Raw genomic sequence first — 17,053 nt, forward strand, 5'->3', positions numbered from 1 at the left:
AAGTGCTATATTATTTGGTATGAGCTAAACGACAAAAGAATATTCTGTTTCTCTCATACCTCATTTGTTTATCTCGAATTTCCGTTAAGTTACGAAGAACCTTTAATCGTAAATTGTAAATCGTCCAGTCGTAAATATTATTAATCCGCTCTCAGTGCCTCAATCGGGCTGATACTAACCGCTTTGCGTGCGGGAAAAAATCCTGCCAGTGTTCCTGCAACTACCAGCGTCAGAGTTGCTTGTATGGCAATGCTCAGGTCCACTGTCGGGTTAGAGAATACTGTCTCCGACCACATGCCGTTGTCCATTTGCTGGTTTCCGAAAGCACTGTTCATCCATTCTGTTACGGCAATGCCCGCTACCATACCTATGTATCCGAAGAAAGTTGTTATAGCGATACTCTCTACGATGATAAGCCATAAGATAGATCCCGGTTTGGCTCCTAAGGCCTTGCGGATGCCGAATTCGTGGGTACGTTCTTTTACGGTAATCAGCATAATGTTTGATACCCCCACAATGCCACTTAGCAGCGTAAAGATACCTATTACCCAGATGGCAATCCGAAGCATATTCATTGCACCCATGTTCCGCAGATAATTGGTAAACCGATTCCATATCCAGATAGCACTGTTATCTGTGGGATCAAAGCGGTGATTTGCTCCTAGCACTTTACGGTATTGTGTTTCAAAGGCTTCGTTGTCTTCTATTGATTTCAGATTTTTGGTGGTAAACACAATGTTGTTTAGTTTATCACCTTTATTATAAATAATCTGAAGGGTAGTAAAAGGGATATAGGCATCGCTTGAGCTATTGTCTCCCTGATCTTTGTATAGTCCTATCACCTGATAGACGATACCTCCGGTCTTCACATTTTGCCCGATGGGGTTTGTATGGGTTTTCCCGAAGAGTATATCGGCTGTCTTGACGTTAAGAACAACAACTTTTCTGCGTTGTTGTATATCCATTTCGTTGATAAACCTTCCTTCGGACAGTTTTACAGTTTCCACTTCCGGGAAGTTGGGAAATACACCTGTAAGACTCAGATTGACATACTCTTTGCCAAAGCTGAGGTTGGCACTACTCTGATACAGAGTTGCACCGACGCTGATTACGTTTTCCTGAAATTGTTGTTTTGTCACATCCAGGTCTTTGTTGTCCAGCCGGATATTTCGTCCCTCTTTCAGTCCTTCGTATGATTTGGTTGTCCACCCCGGATATATTTTTATGGAATTCAGCGCCCTTTCCGAAGACGATTGCTCAAAGGCATGTATTAATCCGTTGCCTGCTCCTAACAGCACGATAAGCATAAAAATTCCCCATGCCACAGCAAATCCGGTGAGGAAGGTACGAAGTTTATTCCGCTTGATGGTACCGTATATTTCTTGCCAAATGTCAAACATGATTTTATTTACGATTTAACGATTTACAATTAGACGATTGAAATTACTTTTGTATTTACGACTGTCCCTTGGCTTTATGATTTACAAAGATTTTTCAATCGTAAATTGTCAATCGTCCAATCGTAAATATCTTTACTTCATTATTCCGTGTTGTCCGAAAGGCGATGCATCGTGGTCTAGATTCTCCTCAATCTTTTCGATAATTCCGTCTTTGATATGGATTATTTTGTCGGTCTGGTTGGCCACACCGCTTTCGTGGGTCACTACTACGATAGTCATTCCTGTTTTGTGAAGGTCTTTCAGGATTTGCATCACTTCAACGGAAGTCTTACTATCCAATGCTCCGGTGGGTTCATCGGCAAGGATTATCTGTGGCTGGGTGATCAGTGCCCGTGCTATTGCCACACGTTGTTTTTGCCCACCGCTCATTTCGTTTGGCATGTGATGTGCCCAGTCTTTCAGTCCCAGTTTGTCGAGATATTCCAGTGCTAAAGCGTTCCGTTTTTTACGTCCCACTCCCTGGTAGAATAACGGGAGGGCTACATTTTCCACTGCATTTTTAAAAGAAATCAGATTGAAAGATTGGAAAATAAACCCGATCATCCGGTTTCTGTATTCTGCAGCTTTCGTTTCGCTGAGGTTCTTTATCAATACATTGTTCAGGTAATATTCGCCGGTATCATAATTGTCCAAAATGCCCAGTATATTTAGTAAGGTGGATTTTCCAGAGCCCGATGCCCCCATGATGGATACAAACTCACCCCGTTTGATATCGAGGTTGATACCTTTGAGTACATGGAGAGGTGCTCCGTTGTAGTAGGTCTTGTTAATGTCTTTAAGGTATATCACAATTTCCTTTGTTTAGTTTTTATTTTCTTATAATTTCATCTATTAGACGCACGTAAGATACGAAAAGTTGCAAACAGAGTGAACTTTTTTTCAAAAACATTTTGCCGAATCAATCTTCTTTACGTAATTTGTGTGCAATAAATATTTAATAAGCTAACCCTTTTAAACGAACTATCATGAATTCAAACATGGAAAAGCCCTATGTAGTGGGTATTGACATAGGCGGAACAAACTCTGTCTTTGGTATTGTAGACGCACGTGGAACTATTATAGCAAGTGGCTCGGTGAAAACTCAGGCCTATTCTACAGTAGAAGAGTATGTAGACGAAGTGTGCAAAAACCTTCTTCCACTTATCATCTCACAGGGCGGGGTTGAAAAAATAAAAGGTATCGGTATCGGTGCTCCTAATGGAAATTATTATAGCGGAACAATTGAGTTTGCTCCAAACTTGCCGTGGAAGGGCATTATCCCTCTGGCTGCAATGTTTGAAGAACGTCTTGGCATTCCTACTGCATTAACCAATGATGCGAATGCAGCAGCTGTAGGTGAAATGACATATGGTGCTGCCCGTGGTATGAAAGATTTTATCATGATTACGTTGGGAACAGGTGTAGGTAGCGGTATCGTAATCAACGGACAGATGGTTTATGGTCATGACGGCTTTGCCGGTGAACTGGGCCATGTGATTGTTCGTCGTGGTACAGGACGTATGTGCGGTTGTGGTCGTAAAGGCTGTCTGGAGACTTACTGTTCGGCTACAGGTGTGGCTCGTACAGCACGTGAATTGTTGGCTGCCCGTACAGATGCAAGCCTTTTGCGTAATATTTCTGCTGAAAACATTACTTCTAAGGATGTATATGATGCAGCAGTGCAAGGTGATAAACTGGCACAGGAAATTTTTGAATTCACGGGTACTTTGCTTGGTGAAGCACTGGCAGATTTCATAGCGTTCTCCAGTCCGGAAGCGATTGTATTGTTTGGTGGTCTGGCAAAATCGGGTGATTACATTATGAAGCCGATCCACAAAGCCATGGAAGATAACCTGCTTAATATCTATAAAGGAAAAACCAAATTGTTGGTTTCCGAACTGAAAGATTCTGATGCTGCTGTATTGGGTGCCAGTGCATTGGCTTGGGAACTGAAAGATATGTAATAAGCGTGTCCCATTAATTATTTATAAAGGTAATGAAGCCCCGGATGAACCAGTTGTTCATTCGGGGCTTCTGGTTTCTGCACATGGATTTATTCGGAAAACTCCTGTGGAATATAGAATGAACCGAGAGATAATTAGGTTTTGTTCCCCTCCGTTATTTTTTAGGAAATCAGAAAGGAACAGACATCCCAATGATTTATTAGGTCAATATATAGTTGTCGAAAAAGTAATAACAAGACTTTTATAAAAGGAAACAAAAGATAAAATGTGAGTCTTTGCTTTTAATGTAATTGACTGGTTGATAATGAATAAAGCTTTCGAATTTAAAGGCTGACAAAAGTGTACATTATAGTGAGTGTTAATTGTACACTTTTGTCCTGCTAATTTGTACATTCTTGTGCTGCTTAATTGTACACTTTGGTAAAGTGAATTTTAAACGTTAAAAAAACGTATTAACGATGTTAACGAAATGCGAGTTAGATATAGTGGTGGTTTATTTATGAATGATTACAAATACTATTGATACGGGAGGCATATCAATATAACACAGTTTATTGGATATTGACATATATCGTTTAGCCATTAAAAAAAAGAAGTAGAAAATGTACAGTGTTAATATACATTCTCTACTTCAATTGAACTCCGGGAACTCCCGGTTTAAACCTATTTACCTCTTTATTACCTTAAATGCTTTTGTTATATTGGATGCTTCTACTTTAACAATGTAGCATCCGCTATTCAGACCAGCCAGCTTCTTTTGTTTTTCGCTAACGTTCATAACTGCATTCCCTGCCAGATCATAAATAATGGCTGTTGCATTGTCTCCGATATTCAATGTTTGGCTTGCTGCGTCATAGTAAGCAGTGAGGTCGGCATTGGCAGATGTGATTCCTACCAGTTTGCTGAATGTAGCTTCGATGCTGACATCCCCTTTCGCCTCGAATGAATACTCCATATAGTTGCCATAATCATCTACTTCATTATTCAGGTCGACAGCCTCTTCATTGTTTTTCAGACCAATCACTTTCTCTCCTTTGTTGGGAGTGAGAGTGATAGTGATATAGTCTCCTTCATTGATTTTATCTCCATCAGCAATTTCTGCCTGGGTATCATAATTTTTGGCAGCTACTGAACCTGAGTTCGGAGTAACATTTACCATGTTGAATGTATACTGCGTGCTCTTGAATGATACTTTGATATCAATAGAATTGGTAGCAGTAATCTTTAGTGTATTGTTTTTCAAATCACTCAACCGGTTTTCGTCGTTGATAGTGAAAGAAGCAATCTTTACATTTTCGTTAGGAGCCACTTCAATTGTCAGTTCGGTGCCTGCTTCTATTTCGTCACCGCTACTGATAGCGTTTTCTCCTGCTTTTACATTGATTGCACCCAGATCCGGGGTTGCATTGGCATAAGTAACTGCGTAGGCTGCATCTACTATGCGCATCTCAAAGTCGTAGAATCCACCGTCTACATATGTACCACATGCATTGTCTCCACCTTGAGTATCACCGTCGGTGAAGAGTACACGCATCAATGTTTTCTTTGCAGAGAAATCTTCCGGTATAGTGAAACTTGCAACAACATTATTCAGATTATTATTACTGTTGCTTGTATCTCCGTATTTGATAATCATTTCGTCGACACCGAACTGGCCGTCTCCATTCAAGTCAACGAAAATACGTTCAACTCCCCAGCGGCCGTTTTGTGCCTGCACAGTTACTTCAATCGTTTGTCCGGTTCTGACTGCCATAGAGCGGTCTACGATTTTGTTGTAGTTATCATAATTTCCGGTACCTGTGTCTGTGTAATTCAGATTGGCGACAGCTCCGGTAGTAGTTGCCGATGTGATGTGTCCCACTTCGCGCCCTTTTGAGAAAGTAGGAGTACAATATTCAACTTCCGCTTCGGTGAATTCAATAGTAACGTTTGTTGTTACTGATACAGTAAACTCTGTGACTTCGATAGCCATACCGTTCACCAGGATAGAACTTACCTGATAACCAGCATCGGGAGTTGCTACAATGCTCAGTACAGTGCCATTCTCAAATTTATCGCCGGAAGTAATGGCCGCTCCGTCTTTCCGGATCTCGAAAGAACCGCCGGTAGCAGGTTGCTCCAGAGTTACGGCGAAAGCACGTCCGTCTACCAGAGTAGGAGATGTGGGAGTACTGGTAGTATATGGGAATTCTCCCTCTCCTTGCCATTTTGTTGTACCGGATATTTTATTGTATACTGCGTTGATATTCGCTTTGTCTCCCTCTATCTGATTGGCAAATGCTCCGGTAGTGCCGTCTACTTCCTCATTCAGATTGTAGAGTGCGGTGATGCTGTTTACGGTAGAGGCATCAATCATGGCCTGGGTGACTTCTTCTAGTGTCAGTGCTTTGTTATAGAACTGAAATTCATCACAAAAACCATCGTACAGGCTTCCACCTACATAAAAGATACATGGATCATCTGCGAATATTTCCAGTTTACTTTCTCCCAGTTCAACGGTGGCTCCAAGTATTTCTCCGTTTTTGTAGGCTGTGATACTATTGTTGTCATAATCGTAGGCAATAGTGAGGTAAACCCATTCACCAGTATTCACTTTTTCGGTTAATGAATATTCCTTTTTATTACCTTTCACGTAGAAGTCTCCGTCTTTGTTGACCATGAGTACCAAGCTTCCATTCTGGTTGAAGTGTCCTTGGGCACCATGTCCCATGATATAAGACATTCCTCCTGCAGGTAGTGCTCTGAGATTGACCCATGCTGCTATGGTAAAAGATTTACCTATGCGCTCATCGGTGACACCACGTTCGCCAAGCAAGTTATCGAGAACTTCAAGACGATATGCAGTTAATTTATTACTCTGCCATACAGCAGCCGGGATATCTATTGCTTTATTCTCACTTGCATTTATGCTGATAAATGAAGTTAGTAAGAGAACTAATAATGTGAAAAGAGTATTTTTATTCATAGTAATAATATGTATTTGATTTTTTTATTCTGTTGAATGGTTTGCGAAACTGCCGGATGGTGTACTTCGCGTTGAGACGGAAAGAATTGCCGGATCCCGGATGGAGGATTGAATGCGATTGTTTTTCATCATACTTTTAAATTTATAGATTATACAAACCAGAGACGTTTTCGTCCCCTATACCTTTAAAGCAGATGAACCGGAAGTTCCCCTAGTGGGAAGTGCAAAAAAAAGCAAGGACATCACATTTTGCAGAAGTGTGGGGGAGTCTTCTCTGCAAATACTGTGTCCTTGCGTCTGTAATTAAAGTATTATTCGCTTAACTGTAGTTTGTTATGACCGGTCACGGTAATATCCAGTCCTTTTATGGTTAACTGCATTGTAAATGAAATGCCGTCTTTTTTACGACCAAACCAGTTGGCATCATCGAGTTTAAGTCGGTAAATCAGAGTTTCCGGATCCCAGTTTGCCTTAGATAGGTTACCGTCATCATAATAATAAGATTGATCGGGAGTATCTACTATGGCATACGTATCCCGTGTTTCGTCAAAATCGGAAACGTAGAATTGTATGTAGTAATTTCCATCTTCTGCTTTCACAATCGGATCGGAGTTAACAAAAGCGTATTGGAAGAGATCAAATTCACATATCTTCTGGCGGAAGCCATAATCCCAACGTTTAATCCACATTTCGTATTCTCCCGTCGGGTATTTCTCATACGAGAACTTAACTGGCAGATACTCTTTTGCTTCATCAGCCTGATATGTAGAGGATATGCTTTCTATGATCTCACCGGTAGATTTGTTGACAAACTCCAAAGAATCAACAGAACCGTAAGTAGAAATATCGAGCCAGCCGTCTGCTGCCACTCCGATAACTCCCCCTTCTTTCTGAGTCAGGTCAACTGTGATATCTTTGAGTATGCAGAATTTAAATCGGTCCAGTTTCTGATAAATATCACCACGTACCAGTAGCAGATCGTATTCTCCTACTGACCAGTTATCCTTGAATCCGAGCCCCACCATAATGGTGTCTGAACGGTAGGTGCGTTGGTAATATCCTAATTCGTCTCCGATAATTCCTGCATATTTATATCCCCAGTCCAAATACAAATCTTCGTTATTTTCGGCTTTGCGTACAATGAATTCGTCACTTTGCTGCACACCGTCTACTTTGATAAACAGCAAGGCTCCGGATTCCTGAATAGGAACCTCATAACTACCTTTGTAGTTTTCCGTAGGGTTAAATTCTATCAGACTACCGTTAGCGGACGGTCCCGCAAGACTGTTGTCGTCATTACTACAGCCCCATAATAACGGGAGTGAGAAGTAGAACAGTAATCTTAATGTAAGATGTTTCATATTCGTTATTTTCAGATTCAAAAAATGAAAGGAAGGAATGCCTCTACGAAGGGAGACATTCCTTCTGTTACATATGTGGTATTATTCTTTTATTACTTTGAATGAGCGGACACATTTACCGTCTCTTGAAATTATCACATAGTATACACCCTTCGGAGCATCGAAACTTAATTGGCAAACTTCGTTGTTATCAGCATGATATTGTTTGGCTGTAATCAGTTTACCTTGAGTGTCGCATACTCTTACGTCATACTTACCTTCCTGTGCGAACAGGAGATTGGCGTATTCCATGAACGGATTCGGATAAATGCTCAGATCTTCTACTATCTGGTTCTCGATACCTACACCACCTTTTACTACGATATAGTCGTTGATCGTTTTAGTGGTAGTTCCCCAAGAGTTGGTCAGAGTCAGGCTAACCGGGTATTTACCTTCTTTGGTATAAGAAGCTGTAGCGGATGTATTGCTGTCCTGAGTGAAAGATGCACCTTCTAAAATCCATTTGGCCGATTCAAAAGAAACTTTTCTTACACCAGTGATTGACGGAACCCCCAATGCGGTAGATAACTGATTCTGCGGAGTATCTGTAGTCTTATCATTGGCAGTTGAACTGATTGTCATATAAGCACCTTTAACCAATGTAGAGTTCTTTCCTTTATTGGGGAAATAAGTATTGCCATCATCATCGGTCTGAGTCTCTTCGAAAGTAAAGTAGCCTTGCAAACCGGTCGGAGCAATTCTGTATCCTTTCATTGACTGTTGCACTTCGGCGTCAGTAAGAGCTTTGTCCCATATCTGTACTTCGTCTACCCATCCGGTGAAACTGGCGAGGTTGGTCATGTTACCACCTACATAGAAGTTAGCACCTTTCCAGTCTTTCGGACCAGCACCTCTGGATGTTACATCCAGCACTTTTTTGCCATTCAGATACATTTTCACATTTTTACCATTCTTTACTACACAAACATGATACCAAACTCCCGGAGTCAGTGAATATCCGGTTGTAATACCATCTACTTCAGCATTGTGTTCATAGTTGGAAGTACCTGCGGGAGGAGCGTCTACTGATACAGACAGTTCGTTTTCTGCATTTGCATATTTGCTGTAGTCCAATGGACGGATTGCTGTCCACATTTCACCCCATACTTTTTCTGTCCATGTGCCCGCATAGTTTCTGTTCACTTTGGTCATCAAAAGAGTTCCTAAAGAGGCGTGTTCAAACTTCTCAACCTTAAACCATAAACCGAATGAGGTAGTTTGATAATTGCTGAGTACACCACTGTTTACGGTCAACTGGTAAGGTTCTTTCATATAAAGTGCCTGTGATACATTACAGTCGGCACCGTTGTAGGTTACACCTTCGTTGATCTCTGCCGTGAGTTTCACCGGAGCATCGGCCTTAGGCTCAGTATTGTCGGCAAGGATATTGGTAACTTCCGGCAAACGTCCTGTTTCTTCTTTAGAAACGAGGAGTAGGCCGCGTGTCATGTTCTCTTTACCTTCGCTGGTTACTTTAACATCATAGGTACCTTCTTCGGGTAGTGATGTGGTGAATGACAAAGAAGCAGCTTCATTTCCTCTTACTTCCTCACCTGTCAGTGAGTTGTATATCTGGAATTTGGATACGGCATGGTTCGGATCTTCAAACCCGATGGTAAATTCTTCTCCCGGTTTGATGATATCCTTGTCGATATTGATGGTTTCAATAATTGCAAGATCACTTTCAAGAGCATCACTCCATACAATTGGCGAAGCCTTTTTACCATCCAGACCGATCGCACGTACACCAACCTGGAAAGTCGGATCTGTTGTGTTTTTAAGTGGAGCATCTACAACATAGGCAGCCCATGAAGTGGTAGTAGTCACTACGAATGGAGTAACATCTTTTTGTTTCACGTAAATCTCGAAATAAGAAGTGTTTACTTCTTCATTGTAGATCGGGCATCCTTCATATTCTGGTTTTCTGTCACCGGTGAATGCAGAGTTAAATGTAATTTTGAAATCTGCACGGTTATATACGCGTTTCATTACTTTCGTTGCGGCGATAGTCGGACGTACCGGTGTTTTGTTAAAGTCTGAAGGAACGAATGAGAGTTCACCCAACAGTGTTTCATAATTGCTATCAGTACCGGCTACAGATAATCCGATACATCCGATAACATCATTGGCTTGTAAACCTAATTCGGATGCGTTGACAGTGATGGTTGTCCATTCGCCTTGTGCGATACCTTCTGCCGGAATAGTATAATAAGCAAACGTATTGGCATGGCCTTCTTTGGATACCATCAATTTCATTTTAGGATCAGTTCCGCTGTTGACTTTGAATGTTAGGGAGAATTTATCCTCTCCGGATACTACATTGAATTTTGTACGGAACAAACGGATATCAGAATGTGCAGTAGCACCATGTATTTTCAGGCAGGAACCTGCGAACCATGCATCGTCAAAAGTGAAATCACACTGAATAGCATCGGCAGGAACTGTCTGGCCGTCACCATTGTCAATCCACCAGCGCCAGGTTGGCAGCATGTCTTGTATACCGATGTTGTACCATTTATGATCGAAGGTAGTTACTCCGTCTTTCTTGAAGAACATACCGTTACCTAAGTTGAAACGTGTAAAGAAAGGAGTTTCTGTCAGCGCACTCTCTTCAATAACAGCTTTAGAATATCCGTGCCAGTTTTTTAATTGGCTTAAGTTGGCTGTTACTTGTGCATCAGTTACAGGCGGGGTATTCAGAACATTACGTGTACCACCGGTAAACAGCAGTTCCTGTTTGGTCTGATACTCTTTCTGAATGGCTAAGTCGGAAGTACCTCCTTCTGTAGAGCTGGCATACAACTGGCTACGGTCGTGTGCTCCCCATATTACTACTGAAACAGGTTGTCTCATCAATGCCGACCATCTTAAACCGTAACCACGTCCTTGCTGGTCGAAACCTGCATATACATCGAAAGTACTACGGCCCAATGTTTTGGCTGCTTCTGCTGATTTTATCAGTTGGTTTTCTCCCCAGTTATAGTTCAGGAAGAATACATCTGTAACAGGTTCTCCGTTTTTCTGGAACCATTTATCGTTTTCACCGATTCCAAGGCTACATCCGTTATCTGAAAGACCACCGGAATTGGAAACGAAAGCGTACCAGTCTACGTGGAACGGCCAGTTTTCTTCTCTCGCTACTTTATGACACTCTGCCAGGAAAGAAGAGAAGTTTTCGTTCAGTGTAGAAGACCAATATCCTTCGGGGTTGATGCCGATACCATCTATACCATAATATTTCAGGAACTGGATCAGTTTGCGGGCATATTTAAAGTTACCGCTTCCGTCTTTGGCGCAAAGTTGTCCGAGGAACTTTCCGGCCTCACTGCTTTCGGTTACCGAAGCAGCCCAGTCTATGAAATAGAGGCATCCTGTTTTCACACCATTTTTGTGAGCTACGTCATTGAATGCACCCGGTACACGGAACCAGGAGTTAGACCAGTTACCATGGATGTTGATGTATTGCCACATATTGAAGTTGTCTGCTTCAAAATTGTAACGGGGAAGTGGCCCCCACTTTTTGGTCATTTCACCGATAGGAGCCCACCAGCAAAGATTTTTGTTATTTGCATCTGTAAGATCTTTATTAGCTTTTGTTTCATTGTTCCAGAAACGTTCTTTCAAGGGAACACGTGAGATAAAGAAATTATCATCCATATATGCCGGATCGTCACTGAAAGAACTGCCGGGTGTCCATTTGTCAAGAGCTTCAATCATCTTGTTCTTGTCTGTTATTCCGAAGTCCACGTACATGTCGTGTGTTGGAATACTCTGAGCCATCGTACCGATGGATGCCAATAGGCCAATCGATGCAAATAGGTTTCTGAATTTCATCATAACTATTAGGATTTAGTGAATTAATAAAGATTTATTGTAATTTTTTTCTGTTTGCTACATCCCACCACAGGCGTGTTCCCTGCCAATCGTCCATACTGATGCCGGTTGTCTCAGAGTTGAGCGCTTCTTTTGCGGTGAGTTCTACTTCTTCTACAATTTCCGAATCACTGGAATTGTAAGGTATCCTCCGGACAGTAACTCCTTCGGTTAAGATTTCTCCTGTTATCCAGTTAAAACGTGGTTCTTCCAATGAGCCGTCAGAGTATCCGTAAGCATAAGGACAGGCAGGGATGAGTAACGGATATCCGGTGCGGCGATAGTCGGTCCAGGCAACCAATGACATCGGAAACAGTGTGATCCATTTTTGGGTAATGATTTTCTGTAATGCCTGTTCTTTGTCCTCATCCGGATTATGGTAATAGGGATTGTTGTCAGCGTTAGCAGGGAAGTACCATGCATTGTTGAGCTGATAGTACCCTGACCATAATGGCAGATTATTGTCTGCATCATACCAGTCACGATAAATAGCTTCGTTTTTCAGGGTAGAAGAGACCGTCTGATCTCCCATGCCTCTCCAGGCCATATATTCGTCATATTTGCCCGACATGGAGTGTTTGTCGAAGAATTCTTTGATTCCGGCTTCATAGAATGATTGTGCCGAACCTCCCATACTCCAACCTCGCAGAGCACCTTCTGCACGTAGGAAGAGCGCTTCTTCCGTTTTGAATAATGCCAGTTTCTCGCCTGCAAAATTCAGGTTGAATTTGGAGTAGTATTGATAGTTTTGTGAGGTTACACCGGCTACATCCAATGTGATTCCTGAACGAATACTGACATATTCAGTTTCTTTTTTCAATGTTTTTTGCTCTTGATTTTTTATATCTCCGCCATTCTTTGCAAACCAGAATTCGAGAATAGGGTGCTGGGTTCGTACTAAGATATTGTGGTAACTTGCGTTGAGGCGAGAGTCTACCCAGCTATTAGCTATCTTGTACAAAGGATGATATCCAACATCTGTTCCGCTTCCGCAAATCAATCCGATCGTTTTATCACCAGCTTCCAGAACTCCACGCTGAACAGCTTCTTCTCCCAGTTGGCGGGCCGTTTTGGGGACTCCGTTGACCATACAGGTATATCCTTCCACATTAACAGTAGTCATGGCCATACGCAGAATGAGGGAATTAGCATATTTCCGCCACATTTTGACAATAGCACTGGCAGAGGTTTGTTCGGTCACCATATCCGTTTTCTCGATAAGAGCGTCAATATTGTTGGTAGGGGCTTCCTGATAAACTTCCAGTATGGAATCGGCTTTAATCAGATCACGGAATATCTGAGAGTATACTTCGCTTTGTTTTTCGTAAGTCAGCGGATGGTCTTCTTTCAGTTCTTTGTAATCTTTCAGTGGCATCGGTCCGTGTACATTGGTATACTGAACCGCTTCATCAGAAAATAGTATAGATGCAAATGCACCTAAAGGAGCTATTTTAAGGGTATCGGAAGAACGCATTACCGGTACAACCTGCTGGGCTACCCATTGCATATTTGCGGTAGGACCACTGGCAAAATCCGCATAGAAAGACAGAGACGATTTCAAGCGTCCGTCAAAACTATGAGGAACAGACATATAACCAGCATAGTCATCACTGATAAAGCTACGTTGATACTGATATTTGTGCTCTCGTGAGTCAAGAACCCTCATCTGTGCTGTCCGGAGAAATTCGGAAGCAAGCTCTGCATTGGCTAAGATTCCTGTACTCGAAGAAGTACCGTCTTCTCTGTTGATGATTGAGGCATTTCCGTCATAGTCTAACAATGAGTCATAACATGCTGTTAATGTCATCGTTAAGAGGAAAGAGAATAATATAGATTTCTTGTTTTTCATCATATCTCTAATAATTTGAAGAGGTGGTTAGAATGATAATTTTAAGTTTAGGCCGTAACTGCGGGTAGTAGGTAATGAGAATGCTTCAATACCACCGTAACTATTGGCTGTGGATACGGATACATCGGGGTCAACCGGAGCATCTTTGTATAAGAAGAACAGATTTCGTGCTACCAGAGAAGCACTTAAGTCGATAGGTAACTTAAACAATTTACGGAAGGTGTAACCGAATGAAACTTCCCGTAAACGGAAGTTGGTAGCCGAGTAAGCATATTCACTTAAAGCCGGTTCACCAAGACCGATAGCCTGGTAGTAACCTTTGGCTGGTGCTATTTGTCCGTCGGGCATGACAACTCCCTGAACAGGCTTCATAACAAGCTGCCCTCCTACTGAGGATTTGGACAGATAAGTGACACCTGCGTCACGTGCTTTTCCGCTTCTTTCCGAGAGTCCGTATGCGTCCAACCTTGCTTCCGTATAAGAGATAACCGTACCACCTATTTTTCCGTCAATCAGGAAATAGAAGGAGAAGTTTCTGTAATTGAGTGAGTTACTCCAACCCAGATGATGCGGGGAGTTGGCATTTCCTAAATAGCAGTCATACTTAGAGCTGATCATGGGGGCACCGTTGACATCTGTTTTTATTTTCCCATCTGATCCGTAGGCAAATGTCCTTCCGTACAATTCACCGTATGGTTTACCTACTTCATAGCGGATCTTCAACCCTCCGGTATATACAGGAGTAGTTTCCATCACCTTATCTAAGTTCTCTCCGTAAGTTTTAAGAATCACATTCTTATTGAATGAATAATTGAATGCTGTACGCCAGATGAACTTTCCGTTAAGTCTCGAAAAATTATAAGCTAAGGTCGTTTCAAATCCGCGGTTTCTGATTTTACCGGAGTTCAGAGGTATTTGTCCTCCTGTAGCCGCTGATTTAGGCAACCACTGATTTAACATGATCGTATTGTAAAACGTAAGATCAAAGTCAATGGTGTTGTTTAAAAAGCGGGCTTCTACTCCGAGTTCTGTAGAACGCATAGTTTCCGGCAATGGGTTATAGAAGGTTCGGTAACCGGAGGCTTCCGTGATTTGCGAACCCCAGTTTTTAGACATACCTCCATAACTCAAATTGGGTATTGAGTTTCCTACTTCACTGTAGGATATACGCACTTTAGAATAGTTGAGTACATCACTTTGTATACCGAATATGGAATTCAGTAATGCATTACCACCCACACTGTAGTAAGTATAGTGGTTGGGAGTTCCTAAGGCTGAGAACTGAGTATATACACGTGCCCAGTCAGTGCGGACAGAAGCATCAATGAATGCCATGTCTTTATAGCCGATTGATGCTGTCGCATACACTGCATTTTCCCAATTCTGGTCTTTCGATTTGCTGGTCGGTACATTGGCTCCGTCATGCTTGGTTGTGATAATATTGCTCGGATCGAAGACATTGGGTGTACTCGTTGAATCTGCCATCCAGTAATTGAATCCGAATGAAGTGAAATCTTCTTTCAGTGTACTTCCTCCTACATTGGCTGATAGATCAAAATCGCCTACTTTCTTATTGTAGCTAACCAGGAAGTCTGCAAAGATCTGGTCACTGGTTGCTTTGTTATATTCGTGTATGGAGTTATACACGTTTTTGGCGTTGGTACCTTGATAGGTTTTTGTTTCGTTTGTATCTTTGGTTCTGTCTATCTTGCAACGGGCTAATGCGGTCAGGCCATCAATGATGTTTACTTTTAGTCCGATTGTAGCAAATGCACGTTCACGAACATTCTCCTTTTGCAGGCGGTTGGCATACCAGTAAGGCGAATTCCGGTTCTCATTATCGAGCCAGGGCCATTGTTGTATAGGACCTTCGGCGTTGGCTTTGGGGTACTTTCCGTTTATTTCTCTGACGTAGTACAATTGACCGTATGTTTCAGAGTGATCTTTGAAGTAAGAGATATCTGCATTACGAGGCATCAGATACAGGTCATATAAGGGATTGGCATATATACCTGAACCCGGACGGTTTTTAGAGGTCTGGTGTATATAGCTTCCTGAAAAACTGACCTCGACATGATTGTCCAACAGGTTTACAGTTTGGCGTAATGTGATATTGTGTCGTTCAAACTTATTCTGAGGTATCATTCCTTTCGAGGTTGTATTACCATAAGAGAAGTAAGAAGTTGAATTCTTTGCTCCGGAAGATACGGAAATAGAATTATTGAAGTTAGTACCGGTCTGAAGGAATGAACTAATATTATCTACAGCACTATTACGTGCATAGGGTATTTCGTTTAAAGCCGTTTGTGACATACGACCGATACGATCTCCCCATGAATACATATTCAAACGGCGCTTGTTGATTGCTTCATTTGGGTTCAGACTGGTATCATCATAAAATTCAGCATTTGCACCGTATGTGTTTTGAAACTTAGGAGTTACCAGCGGGGTTTCAAATAGCATACTGCTTGATACATCCACTGAAGTACGTCCTTCCTGACCTTTTTTAGTTGTAATGATAAGAACGCCATTAGCAGCTTTTGAACCGTATAATGCAGCTGCGTTCGCACCTTTCAGGATGTTAATATCAGCGATATCATCCGGATTGATGTTTGACAAACCATCCCCTCCGTCTGTACTATTGCCACCGGACAACAAAGCATCCTCAATCTGTGCCGTACTACGGTCTGCCATAGGTACTCCATCCAGGATGATCAACGGTTGGTTGTTTCCTAAGATAGATGTATTACCACGAAGAAGCAACTTTGAAGAGCCACCGGCACCGGTAGAGTTCGGTGTGATTACCAGACCAGCTGTTTTTCCCTGCAAAGCATTGATGAAGTTGGCATCTTTGGCACGTGTCAACTCATCTCCGTTTACTTTTTGAGTGGCATAAGTAAGTGAGGATGCTTTCTTTTCGATACCAAGTGCGGTAACGACTACTTCATCCAGAACTTCTGTGTCTTCGGCTAAAGTGACGTTAATCATATTCTTCCGGATAGCGACAGTCATTGCCTTATACCCGATATACGAGAAGGTCAGTTCTCCGGAAAGTTCCGGAATACGGATAGAATAGTTACCGTCGATGTCACTGATTACTCCCTCATTCGTTCCTTTGAGAGTGATGTTGACACCAATTAGAGGCTCCCCTGTACTGTCGGTTACTTTACCGGAAATGGTTACTCTTTTATCATTCTGATTGATTCCGTCTGTTTTGGTTTCTCCTACTTTGTTGGAAAGAATGATGTGTGAACCCTCCATTAGGTAATGGATGTTTGTACCCTTAAATAAATCATCCAGAACTTTAGAAACAGGAATTTCTTTGGCGTTAATTGACACTTTCTTATCAATGTCAACGTGCGAGTTTATAATAAATAAATACTCTGTTTGTTTCTCTATCTCATTCAATATATTTTCAATAGGGGTATTTCGTGCTGAATACGAAATCCGGGCGCTTTGTGAATACCCTTCTTTGGCATTGAGTGAAAATATGGAAATCCAGATTAATAGAAGTGCTACTTTCATAATCTTAAGAAGATGGTTAATTTGTTTTTCATCAAAAG

Annotated in this window: 8 protein-coding genes; 1 reads left to right on the top strand and 7 read right to left on the bottom strand. The window is 41.8% G+C overall.

Going from position 1 to position 17,053, the window contains the following annotated elements:
* Positions 1 to 140: 140 nt before the first annotated feature.
* Together HCG69_RS12525 and HCG69_RS12530 are read right to left on the bottom strand one after the other, a co-directional pair.
* Positions 141 to 1,400 (bottom strand): ABC transporter permease, encoded by a 1,260-nt coding sequence (locus tag HCG69_RS12525; RefSeq protein WP_221650309.1) that lies wholly within the window; start codon positions 1,398 to 1,400, stop codon positions 141 to 143.
* A gap of 132 nt (positions 1,401 to 1,532) precedes the next feature.
* Positions 1,533 to 2,249 carry an ABC transporter ATP-binding protein gene (locus HCG69_RS12530; protein ID WP_221650310.1) on the bottom strand — a complete coding sequence of 239 codons (717 nt, stop codon included), beginning with the start codon at positions 2,247 to 2,249 and terminating at the stop codon, positions 1,533 to 1,535.
* 176 nt (positions 2,250 to 2,425) lie between these two features.
* Between HCG69_RS12530 and HCG69_RS12535 the strand changes: the two genes are divergently transcribed.
* On the top strand, positions 2,426 to 3,403 hold the full coding sequence (locus HCG69_RS12535) for an ROK family protein (RefSeq protein WP_002559109.1): 978 nt from the start codon (positions 2,426 to 2,428) through the stop codon (positions 3,401 to 3,403).
* Positions 3,404 to 4,070: 667 nt separating this feature from the next.
* On the opposite strand, the gene HCG69_RS12540 is transcribed toward HCG69_RS12535, so the two are convergent.
* The 5 genes from HCG69_RS12540 to HCG69_RS12560 all read right to left on the bottom strand — a co-directional run bounded on the left by HCG69_RS12540 (position 4,071) and on the right by HCG69_RS12560 (position 17,015).
* Entirely contained in the window at positions 4,071 to 6,368 is a 2,298-nt protein-coding gene (locus HCG69_RS12540; RefSeq protein ID WP_221650311.1) for a LamG-like jellyroll fold domain-containing protein, read from the bottom strand.
* A gap of 311 nt (positions 6,369 to 6,679) precedes the next feature.
* Positions 6,680 to 7,729 carry a hypothetical protein gene (locus HCG69_RS12545; RefSeq protein WP_221650312.1) on the bottom strand — a complete coding sequence of 350 codons (1,050 nt, stop codon included), beginning with the start codon at positions 7,727 to 7,729 and terminating at the stop codon, positions 6,680 to 6,682.
* An 81-nt stretch (positions 7,730 to 7,810) separates the two neighbouring features.
* Positions 7,811 to 11,605: a LamG-like jellyroll fold domain-containing protein gene (locus HCG69_RS12550; RefSeq protein WP_255585906.1), complete on the bottom strand. Its 3,795-nt coding sequence runs from the start codon at positions 11,603 to 11,605 to the stop codon at positions 7,811 to 7,813.
* A gap of 31 nt (positions 11,606 to 11,636) precedes the next feature.
* On the bottom strand, positions 11,637 to 13,493 hold the full coding sequence (locus HCG69_RS12555) for a SusD/RagB family nutrient-binding outer membrane lipoprotein (RefSeq protein WP_221650313.1): 1,857 nt from the start codon (positions 13,491 to 13,493) through the stop codon (positions 11,637 to 11,639).
* A 24-nt stretch (positions 13,494 to 13,517) separates the two neighbouring features.
* Positions 13,518 to 17,015, bottom strand: a complete 3,498-nt coding sequence (locus tag HCG69_RS12560) for a SusC/RagA family TonB-linked outer membrane protein (RefSeq protein WP_255585907.1) — start codon at positions 17,013 to 17,015, stop codon at positions 13,518 to 13,520.
* Positions 17,016 to 17,053 lie beyond the last annotated feature (38 nt).

Source organism: Bacteroides sp. K03 (genome assembly GCF_019734355.1).
GTDB classification, from domain to species: Bacteria; Bacteroidota; Bacteroidia; order Bacteroidales; family Bacteroidaceae; genus Bacteroides; species Bacteroides nordii.

Coding starts and splice junctions, on each gene's coding strand:
- HCG69_RS12525 (WP_221650309.1), bottom strand. CDS start 1,400: ATGTTTGACATTTGGCAAGAAATATACGGTACCATCAAGCGGAATAAA.
- HCG69_RS12535 (WP_002559109.1), top strand. CDS start 2,426: ATGAATTCAAACATGGAAAAGCCCTATGTAGTGGGTATTGACATAGGC.
- HCG69_RS12540 (WP_221650311.1), bottom strand. CDS start 6,368: ATGAATAAAAATACTCTTTTCACATTATTAGTTCTCTTACTAACTTCA.
- HCG69_RS12545 (WP_221650312.1), bottom strand. CDS start 7,729: ATGAAACATCTTACATTAAGATTACTGTTCTACTTCTCACTCCCGTTA.
- HCG69_RS12550 (WP_255585906.1), bottom strand. CDS start 11,605: ATGATGAAATTCAGAAACCTATTTGCATCGATTGGCCTATTGGCATCC.
- HCG69_RS12555 (WP_221650313.1), bottom strand. CDS start 13,493: ATGATGAAAAACAAGAAATCTATATTATTCTCTTTCCTCTTAACGATG.
- HCG69_RS12560 (WP_255585907.1), bottom strand. CDS start 17,015: ATGAAAGTAGCACTTCTATTAATCTGGATTTCCATATTTTCACTCAAT.